12 protein-coding genes are annotated in these 16,225 nt (G+C 45.2%); 9 read left to right on the top strand and 3 right to left on the bottom strand.

Going from position 1 to position 16,225, the window contains the following annotated elements; translation table 11 throughout:
- Window positions 1-26: 26 nt before the first annotated feature.
- Both OCV11_RS14285 and OCV11_RS14280 read right to left on the bottom strand, forming a co-directional pair.
- A complete protein-coding gene (locus OCV11_RS14285; protein WP_261896312.1) occupies window positions 27-1,286 on the bottom strand; it encodes an inorganic phosphate transporter in 1,260 nt (419 codons plus the stop codon).
- Window positions 1,287-1,423: 137 nt separating this feature from the next.
- Window positions 1,424-2,104 carry a TIGR00153 family protein gene (locus tag OCV11_RS14280; protein WP_261893654.1) on the bottom strand — a complete coding sequence of 227 codons (681 nt, stop codon included), beginning with the start codon at window positions 2,102-2,104 and terminating at the stop codon, window positions 1,424-1,426.
- 205 nt (window positions 2,105-2,309) lie between these two features.
- Here OCV11_RS14280 and OCV11_RS14275 point away from each other — a divergent pair, with 205 nt between their 5' ends.
- The 4 genes from OCV11_RS14275 to hldE all read left to right on the top strand — a co-directional run bounded on the left by OCV11_RS14275 (window position 2,310) and on the right by hldE (window position 9,948).
- Window positions 2,310-3,827, top strand: coding sequence for a CYTH and CHAD domain-containing protein (locus tag OCV11_RS14275; protein WP_261893653.1), 1,518 nt, complete (start codon window positions 2,310-2,312; stop codon window positions 3,825-3,827).
- A gap of 349 nt (window positions 3,828-4,176) precedes the next feature.
- Complete coding sequence (locus OCV11_RS14270) at window positions 4,177-5,433, top strand: methyl-accepting chemotaxis protein (RefSeq protein ID WP_261893652.1); 1,257 nt, start codon at window positions 4,177-4,179, stop codon at window positions 5,431-5,433.
- A gap of 169 nt (window positions 5,434-5,602) precedes the next feature.
- The gene (gene glnE / locus OCV11_RS14265) at window positions 5,603-8,452 is read left to right on the top strand and encodes a bifunctional [glutamate--ammonia ligase]-adenylyl-L-tyrosine phosphorylase/[glutamate--ammonia-ligase] adenylyltransferase (RefSeq protein WP_261893651.1); all 2,850 of its coding nucleotides are present in this window, start codon (window positions 5,603-5,605) and stop codon (window positions 8,450-8,452) included.
- A gap of 65 nt (window positions 8,453-8,517) precedes the next feature.
- The gene (hldE, locus tag OCV11_RS14260) at window positions 8,518-9,948 is read left to right on the top strand and encodes a bifunctional D-glycero-beta-D-manno-heptose-7-phosphate kinase/D-glycero-beta-D-manno-heptose 1-phosphate adenylyltransferase HldE (RefSeq protein ID WP_261893650.1); all 1,431 of its coding nucleotides are present in this window, start codon (window positions 8,518-8,520) and stop codon (window positions 9,946-9,948) included.
- Between the two features lie 110 nt (window positions 9,949-10,058).
- On the opposite strand, the gene tolC is transcribed toward hldE, so the two are convergent.
- Window positions 10,059-11,384, bottom strand: a complete 1,326-nt coding sequence (gene tolC, locus OCV11_RS14255; RefSeq protein WP_261893648.1) for an outer membrane channel protein TolC — start codon at window positions 11,382-11,384, stop codon at window positions 10,059-10,061.
- 232 nt (window positions 11,385-11,616) lie between these two features.
- On the opposite strand from tolC, the gene nudF reads away from it, so the two are divergent.
- From nudF to parE, 5 genes are all read left to right on the top strand, one after another.
- Window positions 11,617-12,246: an ADP-ribose diphosphatase gene (gene nudF, locus OCV11_RS14250; protein WP_261893646.1), complete on the top strand. Its 630-nt coding sequence runs from the start codon at window positions 11,617-11,619 to the stop codon at window positions 12,244-12,246.
- A complete protein-coding gene (locus OCV11_RS14245) occupies window positions 12,234-12,683 on the top strand; it encodes a DUF1249 family protein (RefSeq protein ID WP_261893644.1) in 450 nt (149 codons plus the stop codon). Before nudF ends, OCV11_RS14245 begins: the two co-directional genes overlap by 13 nt.
- Window positions 12,684-12,701: 18 nt before the next feature.
- The gene (cpdA, locus tag OCV11_RS14240; RefSeq protein ID WP_261893643.1) at window positions 12,702-13,523 is read left to right on the top strand and encodes a 3',5'-cyclic-AMP phosphodiesterase; all 822 of its coding nucleotides are present in this window, start codon (window positions 12,702-12,704) and stop codon (window positions 13,521-13,523) included.
- Between the two features lie 2 nt (window positions 13,524-13,525).
- Window positions 13,526-14,110 (top strand): esterase YqiA, encoded by a 585-nt coding sequence (gene yqiA / locus OCV11_RS14235; protein ID WP_261893642.1) that lies wholly within the window; start codon window positions 13,526-13,528, stop codon window positions 14,108-14,110.
- Between the two features lie 228 nt (window positions 14,111-14,338).
- Window positions 14,339-16,225 (top strand): DNA topoisomerase IV subunit B, encoded by a 1,887-nt coding sequence (gene parE, locus OCV11_RS14230; RefSeq protein WP_261893641.1) that lies wholly within the window; start codon window positions 14,339-14,341, stop codon window positions 16,223-16,225.

Below are 16,225 nucleotides of genomic sequence, written 5' to 3'. Positions count from 1 at the left end.
CACTAACAGAGCACTGACTCAATCAATTAGGCAAAAACGCCTTGAATTGCATAGAAGAATACCACTGCAAGTAATGCACCTGCAGGCAGAGTCACAATCCAAGATGCAACGATGTTGCGAACCACGCCTAGGTTAAGTGCTGCGATACCGCGAGCAAAACCAACACCAAGAACTGCACCCACTAGTGTTTGAGTCGTTGAGATTGGTAGACCTGTACCAGATGCCAAAACTACCGTTGATGCGGTTGCTAGCTGAGCTGCAAAACCACGACTTGGAGTTAATTCAGTAATGCCTGTACCAACAGTTTCCATTACTTTATGACCCAGTGTCGCTAAGCCGATAACAATACCGATACCACCTAGAGGGAGAATCCACCATGCGATTTCACTTTTCGCACCGATCACACCCATGCTGTTAACTGTCGCTACGATAGCTGACAATGGACCGATCGCGTTAGCTACGTCGTTTGAACCGTGCGCAAATGCCATTGCACAAGCGGTGATCACCATCAGGATACTGAAGATGCTTTCAACGCCGTTGAAGCCTTGCTTGTTATCGCGATTAGAGAAACGTTTGTTGATGTAGATGTAGCCACCGATCATCACGATTGCTGATACGGCAGCAGACAAACCCCAAGCTTCTAGGTTAGTCAGGTGCAGACCTACGTGAGTCAAACCTTTCTTGATGGTAACCAGTGCAATGACCATAGTGGTAATGAACATATACACAGGAACGAAACGTTTAGCATTCAACAGTGGATTTTCGGTATCGAAAATCAAACGCTGAGCACTCGCAAAGATAATGTAAGCAAAGATACCCGCAATGACAGGTGTGACAATCCAACTGCCTACGATGCCTTTTACTGAACTCCAGTCAACAGCGTGTGTGCCTACAGAGATGCAAGCGAAACCGATGATGGCGCCAATGATGGAGTGAGTGGTGGATACTGGCCATCCCATATAGGATGCAACCAAGAGCCATGTGCCAGCTGCCAATAGAGCAGAAAGCATGCCATAGATAAGAATATCAGGGTGTTGCGTGAATAGAGAGGTTTCAATTACCCCTTTGCGGATAGTATCAGTTACTTCACCGCCAGCTAAGTAAGCGCCAGCAAATTCAAAAATCATTGCGATAACGATCGCTTGTTTTACGGTTAGTGCTTTTGAGCCTACGGAGGTTCCCATAGCATTTGCAACGTCATTGGCACCAATACCAATCGCCATCATTAAACCAAAAGCTGCTGCAATTAAAATCAGGACAGTGCCGTAGTTCGCAAGGATATCCATCGTAATACCTAGTTGTTGATAACAAGCGGAGCATTCATGTTTTTTGGACACGCGTTTAGCCCGTTGGCGTCGTTATATGCGCCTAGTTGGGCTAAATGTATTTCAAATGCTCTTTGTTATTGGGTTAACTTCTATATTTATGAGCGCGAAAGCATGACTTCCAGACGTGCGCCTACGCGCAGAGCCTGGTCAGCAATACCACCAACCCATTCAAAAATCTTATATAAGAAAATTACATCAATAGGGTTCAAACCCGCTTCCATCGCCATCAATTGTTGGCGTAGACGGATTTGCATGTTGTCAGTATCGTCTTCGATTACATCCAGTTGGTTGATCATTTCAGCAACTAGAGTGACTTCACGTCCCTTGAAACCCGCTTCTAGCAGTTCATCAAGCTCGTTAATAACTTTTTCGGCTTGTTCTGCTGCATCTAAGCAACGTTTCACGTAAGCGATGAAATTCTCTTGGAGTGGCTGAGGAATGATAAGTTGACGACCGAATACTCGGCCTGAAATGTCTTTGGCAAGGTTGGCTAATTTGTCTTGCTGGGTAAGCAGTTCGAGCATGTCAGTACGATCGACTGGCATAAACAGACCACGTGGCAGCTTTAGACGAATTTCTCGTTTCAGCACGTCGGCTTCTTTCTCAAGATGAGAAATTTGTGCACGAACTTCCGCCGCTTTCTCCCAATCTCCTTTGTTGCATACTTCAAAGAAGTTGATTAGGTGAGAGCAACATTCGTTCACACAAACGACATGTCGTTGCAAAGGCTTTATGGGGGACTTTGCAAATAACCCCATGATTGTATTTACTGGCATGGTCATTCAACCTAATTGCTATAACCTAAAATAAACATAAGCCATTTTATGGCGAAATGTTGAGCGTTGGCTATAAAGGCGCGCATGTTAACCCATTCGACGCCCGTTTAAAATAGTTTTAGATCATCAAAAGCACGATATTTCTTTCTTGCTCCAGTGCCGATTAGGCAATATCCTGTCGTCATCTGCTGCGAAAGGTATAACTATGGAAACCGAGATAGAACTGAAGTTTTTTGTTTCTCCTGATTTTTCAGAGATTTTGCGGAGCAAAATTGCTGAAACCAAAGTACTTCAGCATAGTTGTCGTGATTTAGGCAATACTTATTTTGATACTTCCGACAATTGGTTGCGTTTGCATGATATTGGTCTGCGTATCCGCCGTTTTGACGATGTGTATGTACAAACAGTCAAAACCGCTGGTCGAGTGGTAGCTGGCTTACACTCTCGACCTGAGTACAATGCTGAACATCACAGCAATGACCCCGATCTCTCTTTACATCCTCAAGATATTTGGCCTGAAGGCCGAGATATCGCCACACTTCAAAGCTCACTTGCTCCTCTGTTTTCGACCAATTTCCAACGAGAAACCTGGTTAATCGGTATGGCTGATGGTAGCCAAGTGGAAATTGCTTTTGACCAAGGTGTTGTTGAAGCGGGTGAGGCGACAGATCCTATTTGTGAAGTTGAGTTAGAACTTAAGTCTGGGCAAACAGAAGCTCTGTTTACTTTAGCTCGTCAGCTCAGTGAACATGGCGGTATGCGTCTGGGTAATTTGAGCAAAGCCGCTCGAGGTTATCGTCTTGCTCATGGGTACAAAGGTGATGAAGTTCGCTCCCTGAACATGGTAGATACCCAAGCTTCAGACACAGTAGAAACTTGCCTAGTGAAGTCACTTGAGCATGCGCTAGCTCATTGGCATCGTCATGAGCAGATCTATATTGAACAAAATGCGCTGTCAGCACTGCAACAAGTGCGCGCAGCAGTCTGCTTTATTCGTCAAACCTTAACGATATACGGCGGTATTATCCCACGTCGGGCTAGCGCCATTATTCGTCAGGAGCTCAAATGGCTCGAAGATGAATTACGTTGGCTACGAGACTACGAATGTCTTGACTCGCTTTTGGATGATAAAGGCTATGCTTTACGTAAGCTGGATGCACGTAAGTTCCTACTATCAGAGCTCAAAGAGAGTTTCGATGCGTTACCTGATCGCGAAGAGATGCTGCGTTTAATCAATTCTGGTCGTTATACCGCACTATTGCTGGATTTAAGTCGTTGGATTTTGACTCGCGGTTGGCAGCCTTTCTTGGATGAAAAAGCCCGTGAAAAAATGGCGTTTCCAATTCATGATTTCGCAGTTAAACAATTGGATCGCTCGTGGACAGAATTGTTAGATGTTTTTCCATTACAGAAGAATCTAACAGCGCAAGAGTATATCGATCAGCAGTATCGCTTAACTCGCAATCTCTATACTGGCATCTGCTTTGCTTCGTTATTTGATTCAGAGCGCTGCCAATCCTTCCGTCTTCCTTGGGCAGATCTGTTGCACGGTATCGATGATCTCTTGATGTTAAAGCCACTAGAGACTCTCGTGTATCAATTGGAAGGTGATGAAAAAGAGCAACTAACACGGTGGATCATCCGTCAAGAAAACTCCATTTTGCATGCGATGGAGCAAACCCGTCTGATCGGCTTTGATGCAGCGCCTTATTGGCGTGATTGATTATCGGTATTGATCAAGTAAAAGGAGAACGTCAGTTCTCCTTTTTAGTTCTGTCCTGATTAATTTTCCGTTCCGCTTCAATCAAGTAGTTGTACTATCCACCTCTTGTTGCAATTTTGATTATGAAATAGTCTGCGTACTATCTTCGTATCATAAATGGAACGTATGTCGCTAATGTAAGATAAGTGAGCGATCACATTTCAGACATTTCCCCAAGCAATTAGAGAGAATAGTCTCATCACCTAATTGGCAATTTTGATACTATCTAAGCAATTCCTACGAACCGAAAAATAATTCGTTAGTAACTGTCAGCAAAATAATAAAATCATACAAAATCGGAGAATTACGAATGGCAACGATGGCCTTTAAGCCATGGGAACGGATCATCACGGATGTGAGACTGGTTCCTCGAATGATCATGTTAATGATCTTCAGTACGGTGCTGATTATTGCCAAGCAGCTTTGGGATGCTCACACCTTTTATCAAGCACTGTTAGCAGCAACTCAAAACGCGCAAGTGGCACAGCATCACTACGAGAACTACCTAGTTCAAGTCGCATGGCAAACCTGTGCGATGATCTTGGTGTTTGTCGTGTTGCTGCTGTTTGCTGCACGTGTCATGTTGCACCAAACTCAGTATTTGAGCGATTCAATTAAAAATTTGGCTCGCCGTGATTTATCACAAAAGATCCAAATGGATTGTAAAGATGAGTACGGTGATGTGGCTCGTGAGCTAGAAAAAGCACGTTTGCAATTAAATGATTTAGTGAAAACTCAAATCGCTGCATCGCAAGAGCTGACTGCGTTGACTGAGGTGATGACACTTAGCATGTCGGAAACCAAAGAGTCGGCACAAGAAGAGTTCAATGAAATTGACCAGCTCGCTTCAGCAATGAGTGAAATGTCATCGACAGTGCAAACGGTCGCTGAGCATGCGCAAAACGCCTCAGCTCTGACTGAAAATGCCTCTCATCAAGCGTCTTCTGGCCAACAGTTCGTGAAAAGCACAGTGGGTAAAATGAGTGATTTGTCGAAAGATATCGCTCAATCTGCTAATGCGGTTAGCCAAGTTGAAGAGCGTGTTGAAGCGATCAGCAGTGTGGTCGGTACCATTCGTGGAATTTCTGAGCAGACCAACCTGTTGGCATTAAACGCAGCTATTGAAGCAGCTCGTGCAGGTGAAGCTGGGCGAGGCTTTGCCGTGGTAGCCGATGAAGTACGTAACTTAGCGCAGCGCACTCAGCACGCGACAGTAGATATCCAAGATATGATTGCTCAATTGCAAGAGAGTGCGAACTCCGCTGTTGAGCTGATGGAAAAAAGTGTCGTTGAAGCTGCTGATGGTGTGGAATTGGTGACTAATGCCGGTTCTGAATTGGATGGCATTGTTGAGCAAGTTCAACAAATCAACGATATGAACTTCCAAATCGCTTCTGCAGCAAGTCAACAAAGTGCTGTGGCTGAAGAGATGAGTCACAATCTCACCAATGTTCGCGAGTTAGTTGAAGCCTCTGTCGTCGTCGTCACAGAGCTCCTTGAAACATCGGAAATGATGCAAAACAACGCGGAAGCCTTAGATAAGAAGATTACCTCGTTTAACGTGTAATTGCGCTTATCTCATTGTGATAACAAATGAAGCCTGCTCTTTGATGTGCAGGCTTTTTGCTTTTTGTTGTTTGGACGCGATTTTCATTGAGTCGCGTTAGTTTTCTTATCTGACTTGAGTATACTCTCAAGCATACCTTTGCTAACTGATGGCTCTATAAGGATCTTTTATGTTATTACCGTTGGAAATTGCCACTGTGGCTGAGTCGCACTGGACATCGATGCTCAGTGAATGCGCTGCAATCCCAAGCTGGCCGACAGCATTGCAAGAAGAGCTCAAAACTGTAGTTGGATTAAGTCCCTTTGTCGCAACCACATTGGCGCGTCATCCAGAGTTAGTTGCCCAATTGCCGACTCTGTTATCTGTCCAGCAACGTGCAGATCACTATCGGACGGAGTTGGCTCAGCGGTTAAGTACATGTCATACCGAAGTGGAAGCGATGCACTGTTTGCGGGATTTCCGCTATCAAGAAATGACCATTATTGCTTGGCGGGATTTTCTGGCTAAATGGTCAGTGACCGAGAGCTTGGTGCATCTTTCTGAGTTAGCTGAAGCGATCATTTTTGAAGCTTATCGCTGGTTATATCGTATCTGTTGTGATGAGCTTGGTACCCCCATGAATGCTCAAGGTGAAGCTCAACCTATGCTGATTATTGGCATGGGAAAATTGGGTGGTGGCGAGCTTAACTTCTCCTCAGACATCGACCTTATTTTTACCTATCCAGAAAATGGTGAAACTCAAGGTACGCGTCGTTCTATCGCTAACGCGCAATTTTTCACTCGCTTAGGTCAGCGTTTGATCAAATTGTTAGATCAACAGACAGTGGATGGCTTCTGTTATCGCGTCGATATGCGTTTACGTCCTTTTGGTGAAAGTGGCCCATTGGTAATGAGCTATGCGGCACTGGAAGATTATTACCAAGAGCAGGGACGTGATTGGGAACGCTATGCCATGGTCAAAGCTCGAGTGATGGGACGGGAAATGTATCCGCAATATCAAGAGTTGCGACAGATGTTACGTCCATTCGTATTTCGTCGTTATATCGATTTTAGCGCCATCCAATCTTTGCGCCGCATGAAAGCGATGATCCGCAGTGAAGTGCGTCGACGCGGACTCACGAACAACATCAAGTTAGGGGCGGGTGGTATCCGTGAAATTGAGTTTATTGCTCAATCATTCCAACTGATTCGTGGCGGTCGTGAGCCCCTGTTACGTAAACGTGGTTTGCTGGAAACTTTGCAGGGCATTGGTGAGTTGAATTTGTTGGAGCCTGATGAGGTACAGACGCTTACCAAGTGTTATCTATTTTTACGTCGTTTAGAGAACTTGCTGCAAGCTCTCAATGATAAGCAAACTCAGACTCTGCCAGATAATCGCTTGGATCAACAGCGTCTCTCTTACGCAATGGGATTTGCCGATTGGGATGCGCTCAATCATACGATCGTGGCAACCATGGACTCTGTACATCACATCTTTATCGCCTTGATAGGTGAAGAGGATGAAGAGCAAGAGAGTCAAACCATTGCTGAACACTTCTCTGAATTGTGGGATATGGCCCATAACCGTGAGGTGATTAGCCAGATTTTTCAACAAGATTTACAAATGGCTGAGAGTGAGTCTTTGGTCGAAACCTTGTTGCAGTTTAAGCATGATCTGGCGAAGAAAACCCTCGGGCCGCGAGGCCGAGAAGTACTTAATCACCTCATGCCAAAAGTATTTCACACCATCTTTGCTCATCCAGATGCGCAGTTTGGTTTTGCTCGTGTGTTGAACTTGCTTAATCACATTGTGACTCGCACGACCTATCTCGAACTGCTTGATGAACATGAAGCCGCGTTAGGACAGCTTGTAAAACTGTGTACTGCCAGCCCAATGATCTCGGAGCAACTGGCTCGTTATCCAGTGCTACTTGATGAGCTTATCGATCCTCATCAGCTTTATCATCCAATTGAACTGACGGAATATCGCCGTGAGCTCCATGATTTCTTAGCGCGTATACCTGAAGATGATATGGAGCAGCAGATGGAAGGTCTGCGCCAATTCAAGCAGATCTGCATTTTAAAAATTGCTGCTGCGGATATTGCTGGTGTGCTGCCTGTGATGAAAGTCAGCGACCACTTAACATTTTTGGCGGAAGCCATTGTCGAAGCTGTGGTTCATCAAGCTTGGGGACAAGTTAAAGAGAAGTATGGCGTGCCAACTCATCTAAAAGAGAGAGAGGGGGTAGGTTTCGCTGTTGTTGGCTACGGCAAAGTGGGTGGCTGGGAGCTAGGGTATAGTTCTGATCTTGATTTGGTTTTCTTACACGATTGTCCTGTCAGTGTTTACACCGACGGCAGTAAAGAGATTGATGGACGCCAATTCTATTTACGCTTAGTGCAGCGTATCATTCACATTTTCTCGACTCGTACCGCTTCGGGCATTCTTTATGAAGTGGATACTCGTTTACGACCTTCTGGCGCTTCTGGTTTACTCGTAAGCCCACTTGATGCGTTTCAAGAATACCAAGTAAAAGAAGCGTGGACTTGGGAGCATCAAGCCTTAGTGCGAGCTCGGATGATCTTTGGTGATACGCCATTGCAGGCAGGCTTTAAGCAAGTGCGCCATGATATTCTCTCCTTGCCACGCCAAGATGAGACGTTGCGCCAAGAGGTGGTGGAGATGCGCGAAAAGATGCGTGTGCATCTATCGAGCAAGAAACCAGGACGTTTTATGTTGAAGCAAGATGAAGGTGGTATCACCGACATTGAATTTCTTGCTCAATATCTGGTGCTGCGCTTTAGTCATCAAGAGCCGTTATTAACCACATGGTCGGACAACGTACGTATTTTTGAATCTTTAGCTCAGCAGAATGTCCTATCGACAGAAAGTGCTGCGGCATTAACGCATGCCTACACCTCGATGCGTGATCAGATTCATCATCGCAATTTATTAAATCTTTCTGCGGACGTTGCAGAAGACAAATTCGTGTCAGAAAGAGAAAAAGTGCGCAGCATTTGGCAACAATGGCTGAGCTGAGAGAGTTTTAGTCGTCGCGAAGGCTATGGTAAACTTCGCGGCATATTGAATATTGGAGATCCATAATGAAGCCCATTCTACCTGACTACAGTGACGCAGGTGTGTTGATCATTGGTGACGTCATGCTTGATCGTTACTGGTATGGCCCAACCGGACGCATTTCTCCGGAAGCGCCAGTCCCAGTCGTAAAAGTAGAACAAAATGAAGAGCGTCCTGGTGGTGCAGCCAACGTCGCGATGAACATTGCTTCATTGGGTGGCTATGCACACATTATTGGTTTGACTGGTCAAGATGAACCAGCGCAAGTGTTAGAAAACAAATTGTCTTCTCTCAATGTGAGTTGCGATTTCGTTGCTTTGTCTGGCTATCCAACCATCACCAAACTGCGTGTGTTAAGTCGTGGTCAGCAACTGATTCGCTTAGATTTTGAAGATAAGTTTGAAAACACCGATGCCAATCTCATTCTGTCTCGCATGGAAAGTGCGTTACCGAAAGTGAAAGCGGTGATTTTGTCTGACTATGCGAAAGGTGCTCTGGAACACGTACAGCAATTTATCCAAAAAGCACGTGCGGCGAATGTTCCGGTCTTTATCGATCCAAAAGGCACTGATTTTGAGCGTTACCGTGGTGCGACTATGCTGACGCCAAACATGTCTGAGTTTGAGCAAGTGGTTGGCAAAGTCAAATCAGACGATGAGTTGGTAACTAAAGGTCTTGAGCTTATTGAAAAATTTGATCTTCAAGCCTTGTTAGTGACTCGCAGCGAACATGGCATGACGCTACTGCGTCGTGGCCAAGAGCCTTTCCATTTACCAACTCAAGCGAAAGAAGTGTACGACGTAACAGGTGCCGGAGACACAGTCATCTCTGTGTTGGCTGCCTCTGTTTCGGCTGGCAAACCTCTTGATGAAGCTTGTGCGCTAGCCAATGCTGCTGCAGGTGTTGTCGTTGGAAAACTGGGGACATCAACGGTTTCAACAATTGAACTTGCCGAAGCGGTACACGGTAGCCGTGATACCGAATTTGGTGTGATCACCGAAGCTAAGTTAATTGAAGCGGTGAAACGTGCTAAAGCCCGTGGTGAGAAAGTGGTAATGACCAATGGCTGCTTTGACATTCTGCATGCAGGACACGTCTCTTACTTGAATAATGCTGCTGAATTGGGTGACCGCCTTATCGTTGCTGTCAACACAGATGATTCAGTTAAACGTCTCAAAGGCCCTGGCCGTCCTGTTAATTCAACGGATCGTCGTATGGCCGTGTTGGCTGGATTGGGTGCAGTTGACTGGGTAGTACCATTTAGTGAAGACACCCCTCAACGCCTAATCTCTGCGGTTTTACCATCCTTGCTTGTCAAAGGCGGTGACTACAAACCAGAAGATATTGCTGGTGGGAAAGAAGTGATCGCAGCGGGTGGTGAAGTGCGCGTATTGAACTTTGAAGATGGTTGTTCAACCACGGAAATCATCGAAGCGATTAAAGGTGGGCGTGGTTAATTTCGCCACACTTTTATTGTTCTCTTATATTGGTTTTTAAAATTCTTCAATAAAAACGCCAGCATACAATGCTGGCGTTTTTTTTCTAAACCCGTTTGCTAACGCAATGTTTAGTTATCTGATTTTTTCAGACCTGCGTTGATGTCTAAAACATCTTGCTCTGTCAAAGTACCGGTTGCTTGACGCAATTGCAGTACGTTCAGAATGTAATCGTAACGTGCGTCAGCTAGATTCTTGTTCGCGTCGTAAAGACGACGAGTCGAGTCAAGCACGTCAACGATGGTACGAGTGCCGACTTCAAAACCTGCTTCTGTTGCTTTTAATGCTGATTTTGCAGAGACCAAAGATTGTTGATACGCGCGAATTGCACCAATTGATGCATTGATGTTGTTGTTATAGGCGCGAACATCTTTTACTACACTGCGGTATTGCGCTTCAAGATCTTGGCTCGCTTTAACGAATGAGAACTCAGCTTGTTTGTTCAACGACGTTAAGTTACCACCAGTGTACAGTGGGATCGAAAGGTTGATACCAACATTCAGGTCTTTGGTGTTGTGACCTGCGTAGGTGTCGTAATACGCGTAATCTGAATCGTATTCACGATTGTAGTTATAACCGCCATCCAGAGTGAGTGATGGGAGGTTATTGGATTTCGCAATCGAGATATTGTCTTTCGCGATATCTTTAGCAATACGGCTTGCTAGTAGAGAAAGGTTTTTCTCTTCCGCATCTTTTACCAACTGATTGATGGTCTCATTCGGTTCGCTGGTTGAGAAACGATCCGTATCCAAAATGCTCAGGTGAGTGGCTTCTTGACCTGTAATTTCGCGTAGAGCTTCGTAGCTGTTGGTCAATGTGTTTTGTGCCAAAACTTCGTCAGCAAGAACCGCATCGAATTGAGCTTGAGCGTCATGTACGTCAGTAATCGCGGATAGACCGACTTCAAAACGTTGTTTGGTTTGATCTAATTGGCGACCTACAGAGGCTTTTTCTGCACGAACAAATGCAAGGCTGTCTTGAGCACGCAGTACTTCGAAGTACGCAGAAGAAACTCGTAAAATGAGCGATTGTTGTGCTGCAGCGTATTGTGCGTCGGCTTCACGAGCGCGTTTTTCTGCAACACCAAGAGATAGCCAACTAGAACGTTTGTACAGTTCTTGGCTGAAATTAACACCGGCAGTCAGCGCTTTGCTGTTACGAACATCTTCATCACTGTGGTTAACGTTGTAGCCCGCGGTCAAATTAATTTGCGGTAAAAGTGAGCTACGGCTTGAGTTAATCGCCTCAAAAGCGTTGTCACGTTGCGCTTCTACACCAAGAAGTTGTGGATCATTCTTCTTTGCTAATTCATAGATTTGAGCAAGATTGTCTGCCCATGCGGAAGCACTTAGGCCTCCAAGCGCTGCACTAATCAAAATAGGGAGCAGTTTTTTCATTGGTCCTATTCCTGCCATTGTATTGAAAATCTTAGTCGGAAGAGTTTAACGTAAATTAGCAATAATTGATGCTAAAGTTTTCTACATTTGTTTTTGCTATGCAAGTGTACAGTAATTATTTACTTTGACTATCTAAATAAAAATTTAAAAATTGTATAAAAAGTTGAGCCATGTCCTTGGTGGGAAGTTTGTTCCATGAGTAAACTATAGGATTCACTGGGAGGGGATTAGAATGCAAGATAAAGGGCCGATTAAAGAGGAGTTTTCCTCTCAAGATCTCGAAATCATCTCGAAGGAAACGGTATTTAAAGGATTTTTCCGCATGGTTAAATATTCCTTTAAACACCGTGTGTTTAAAGGCGGTTGGAGCCAACCTATTGTCCGCGAGATGTTTGAACGAGGAAGCGCTGCAGCGATGCTTCCTTATGATCCTCAACTAGATAAAGTCGTAATCATCGAACAGATTCGTGTCGGTGCTTTAGAGCATGCTCATCCTTGGCAATTAGAAATCGTCGCTGGTATCTTTGATCGCGATGAGAGCCCAGAAGAAGTCGTGCGTCGTGAAGCGATGGAAGAAGCCGGCGTTGAAGTCGGTCGCTTGGAAAAAATCACCTCTTACTATCCGTCTTCAGGTGGTTGCTCAGAAAAACTCGAAGTCTACGTGGGTGAAGTGGACTCCTCTCTTGCAAAAGGCGTTCATGGTTTAGACTATGAAGGAGAGGACATTAAAGTTCATGTAGTGAGTCGTGAAGAAGCATATCAGTTGGTCAAAAATGGCCGAATTGAGAACGGAGCATCGATTATTGCGCTGCAATGGTTGGAGCTAAATTATCAAACCTTACGAAAGCAATGGCAGAAATAATCTTGCACAAACCATATCACGTTGACTTAAAAGAGCTGATGCGCGTTTATGAAACCAACTATGCCAAGCTCAATGCTTTGTTACCTACTCAACCTGAAGTGGGCGAGGTGCGTTGTTATCAAGCAGCGCACATGACCTATCAGTTGGAGGTTTCTGAAGTCACAAAATACACGACCTTGGTCGATATTTGTCAAAGTGATCAAATTGCGGTGTTTCCTTTGCCAACAATGTCTGTCAGGCTATATCACGATGCTCGAGTTGCTGAAGTGTTTGCGACGGATCAACTCGCTCGCGTGCAAGCTCGTTATGATTATCCAAACGAGAATATGGTGCAGAAAGACGAAAAGGCACAAATCAACCGGTTTTTAGGCGATTGGCTTACCTTCTGTTTGAGACATGGTATTAGCCGTTCGCCTATCAACATCAGTCCTCAATAATTAGCAGGTTTATCGATTTTGAACGTGTCGTCCAGTATAGATAGCTCAGGCAGCGTCAAGCTGTTGCAGATAACCGATACTCATCTGTTTGCACCAGATGACGGTGGTCTGCTGGGAGTAAATACGGCGGATAGTTTTGCCGCAGTGGTAAAGGATGTTCAGGATAAGCGAGTCAAATTTGATGCGATTCTCGCGACCGGAGACATTTCTCAAGATCACAGTCAGGAATCCTATCAGCGTTTTACTCAAGGTATTGCTCCTTTGGTTAAACCGTGTTTTTGGTTGCCGGGTAACCATGATTTTAAACCGCATATGGGTAACCAACTCCCATCAGCACAGATTCATTCTCAACATGAAATCTTGGTTGGCGATCATTGGTTAGTGATTATGTTGGATTCTCAGGTTGAGGGAGTGCCTCATGGCCGCCTTAGCCCAGAGCAGTTGGCTTTACTCGACAGCTCGTTGACTGCCCATTCAGATCGTTGGGCATTGGTTGTATTGCATCATCATCCCGTATTAGTCGACAGCGAATGGTTAGATCAACACACGTTGAAAGGCAGTGAAGATTTTTGGTTGGTAGTGGCTAAGCATCCACGCGTTAAAGCAGTGCTATGTGGTCATATTCATCAAGAGTTGGATGTGATGTGTCAAGGCGTTAGGGTTTTAGCGACTCCGTCAACTTGTGTGCAGTTTAAGCCTAAATCGAATGAGTTTTCCGTCGATCGCCGTTCTCCGGGCTGGCGCGAATTGGAACTGCAACCCGATGGCCATATTGATACACAAGTGAAACGCCTTGCTAATGGTCGTTATCTGCCGGACTACAATGCAAATGGGTACTAATTATGTCTAAGCCATCTATGCTGATGTACATCCATGGCTTCAACAGTTCGCCACTGTCACATAAGGCGCAAGTGATGCTCCGTTATTGTGAAGAGCATCGACCAGACATCAAAGTAGTGGTGCCTAAACTGCCCAACTATCCACAAGAGGCGGCTCTTTATCTTGAGGCGCTAATGGATGAGTATCAAGCCAACTATCAAATAGGTTTGGTGGGCAGCTCGTTAGGGGGGTATTTCTCTGCTTGGTTGCATCAAAAGTATGGTGTGCCTGCGGTGTTAGTGAACCCTGCGGTCAAACCCTATGAACTTTTAGTTGATTATCTAGGGTTACAAGAAAACCCTTACACCCACGAACGGTACGAACTAAAAGAACGTCACATGTATGAACTCAAAGCGTTAGATTGTCTGCGCTTGCCTGAGCCAAATCGTGTGTGGATCTTGAGTCAAACTAACGATGAAGTGTTGGATTACCAACAAGCGATTACTAAGTATAGTGATGCAGTTCAAACTGTTGAGCAAGGTGGTGATCATAGCTTTGTCAATTTTGAGCGTTACCCTGAAAAAATCGTCCAGTTCTTAAATCTATAGGATGCCGTTGCGGGAAACGTCATAAAATTAATCATCGCTTAATGATGCCTCTTGACATCATTAGGTCTTATCCAGACTATGTCTCCCTTAGACTTTCATCATTTTACTGAGCTATTTCACAGTAACTGTGACGTGCTGCTAAAGCGTGTCGCAAAGTAAAAATGATTACTGCTCTGAATATAGGGTGGTAAAGTTACTCATAATTTATCGATAAAAGCATTCCGTATTATGACAGAACAATATAATGCTGGAGCCATTGAGGTTCTTAATGGTTTAGAGCCAGTACGTCGCCGACCTGGGATGTATACGGATACCACGCGTCCTAACCACTTAGGGCAAGAAGTCATCGACAACAGTGTCGATGAAGCGTTGGCCGGTTATGCAACTAAGGTACAGGTCATTCTCCATGCTGATCAATCTCTCGAAGTCATTGATGACGGCCGAGGAATGCCAGTGGATATTCACCCAATTGAAAAAGTCTCTGGGGTGGAGCTTATCCTTTGTAAATTGCATGCTGGTGGTAAGTTTTCTAATAAAAACTATCAGTTTTCCGGTGGTTTGCACGGGGTAGGTATCTCCGTAGTAAACGCCTTATCTAATCGTGTTGAAGTCACTGTGCGCCGTGAAGGTCAGGTGTATGAAATTGCATTTGAACACGGTGATAAAGTTTCAGATTTAACTGTGACTGGCACCTGCGGTCGCCGCAATAGTGGTACTAGTGTCCATTTCTGGCCTGAAGCGAAATATTTCGATTCACCTAATTTCTCTGTAAGCCGTCTTATCAGTAACTTGCGTGCGAAAGCCGTTCTATGTCCTGGTTTAGAGATTACCTTTACCGACAAAGTGAACGACAAAGAGTATCGCTGGTATTACGAAGATGGCCTTAAAGACTATCTAGCAGAAGGCGTTAAAGGTTTTACTTTAATGCCAGAAGAACCTTTCACTGGTCATTTTGGTTCAGAAACCGAAGTGGCGGATTGGGCATTACTGTGGCTACCAGAAGGTGGTGATTTAATCACTGAAAGCTACGTTAACTTGATTCCGACCTCACAAGGCGGTACGCACGTTAACGGTTTGCGCCAAGGCTTGTTGGATGCAATGCGCGAGTTCTGTGAATTCCGTAACCTATTGCCGCGTGGTGTGAAGCTGACGGGTGAAGACGTTTTTGACCGTTGTGCGTATGTGCTATCGGTTAAGATGCAAGATCCACAGTTTGCCGGACAGACCAAAGAGCGTTTGTCTTCACGTCAAATGTCGGGCTTTGTCTCTAATGTTGTGAAAGATGCCTTTAGTTTGTGGCTTAACGAACGTCCACAACTGGCGGAATTATTGGCTGAATCGTGTATTGCGAACGCTCATAAACGTATGCGTGCCAGTAAAAAAGTGGTGCGTAAGAAGGTCGCTTCTGGTCCTGCGCTACCGGGTAAATTGACCGACTGTTCACAACAAGATTTAAGCCGCACTGAACTCTTCCTTGTGGAAGGTGACTCAGCGGGCGGTAGTGCTAAGCAGGCTCGCGACCGTGAGTTTCAGGCCATCATGCCGCTGCGCGGTAAGATTCTGAATACTTGGGAAGTGGCTGGCGATCAGGTGCTTGGCTCGCAAGAAGTTCACGACATTTCTGTTGCGCTGGGTATTGACCCAGACACCGACAATCTCGACGGTTTACGCTACGGTAAAGTCTGTATCTTGGCCGATGCGGACTCTGACGGTCTACACATCGCAACATTGCTTTGTGCGCTGTTTACTCGCCACTTTAATAAGTTGGTTGCTGAAGGGCATGTTTATGTCGCCATGCCACCTTTGTACCGTATCGACTGCGGTAAAGAGGTTCATTATGCGCTGGATGAGCAAGAGAAAAACAGCATCATGGATCGTCTCAGCACCAAGAAAGCAAAAATTAACGTCCAACGATTCAAAGGGTTGGGTGAAATGAACCCAATTCAGCTGCGTGAAACCACCATGGATCCTAATACGCGCCGTTTGGTGCAGTTAACGATCGATGATGAGCAAGCTACCGAAGAGATGATGGATATGCTGCTAGGTAAAAAACGAGCAGATGACCGTCGTGCGTGGCTGCAAAGTAATGGTGATTTGGCGGAAGTTGAGGTGTAG

This window comes from Vibrio porteresiae DSM 19223, assembly GCF_024347055.1.
Classification (GTDB): Bacteria; Pseudomonadota; Gammaproteobacteria; order Enterobacterales; family Vibrionaceae; genus Vibrio; species Vibrio porteresiae.
Note: the sequence above shows the minus strand (reverse complement) of the source record. Positions and strands in the feature narration are given on the sequence as shown.

Excerpts from the sequence above, each read along its gene's own strand:
- hldE (WP_261893650.1), top strand. The coding sequence starts at position 8,518 with ATGAAGCCCATTCTACCTGACTACAGTGACGCAGGTGTGTTGATCATT.
- OCV11_RS14245 (WP_261893644.1), top strand. The coding sequence starts at position 12,234 with ATGGCAGAAATAATCTTGCACAAACCATATCACGTTGACTTAAAAGAG.
- OCV11_RS14280 (WP_261893654.1), bottom strand. The coding sequence starts at position 2,104 with ATGCCAGTAAATACAATCATGGGGTTATTTGCAAAGTCCCCCATAAAG.
- OCV11_RS14270 (WP_261893652.1), top strand. The coding sequence starts at position 4,177 with ATGGCAACGATGGCCTTTAAGCCATGGGAACGGATCATCACGGATGTG.
- glnE (WP_261893651.1), top strand. The coding sequence starts at position 5,603 with ATGTTATTACCGTTGGAAATTGCCACTGTGGCTGAGTCGCACTGGACA.
- tolC (WP_261893648.1), bottom strand. The coding sequence starts at position 11,384 with ATGAAAAAACTGCTCCCTATTTTGATTAGTGCAGCGCTTGGAGGCCTA.
- yqiA (WP_261893642.1), top strand. The coding sequence starts at position 13,526 with ATGTCTAAGCCATCTATGCTGATGTACATCCATGGCTTCAACAGTTCG.
- OCV11_RS14285 (WP_261896312.1), bottom strand. The coding sequence starts at position 1,286 with ATGGATATCCTTGCGAACTACGGCACTGTCCTGATTTTAATTGCAGCA.
- parE (WP_261893641.1), top strand. The coding sequence starts at position 14,339 with ATGACAGAACAATATAATGCTGGAGCCATTGAGGTTCTTAATGGTTTA.
- nudF (WP_261893646.1), top strand. The coding sequence starts at position 11,617 with ATGCAAGATAAAGGGCCGATTAAAGAGGAGTTTTCCTCTCAAGATCTC.
- OCV11_RS14275 (WP_261893653.1), top strand. The coding sequence starts at position 2,310 with ATGGAAACCGAGATAGAACTGAAGTTTTTTGTTTCTCCTGATTTTTCA.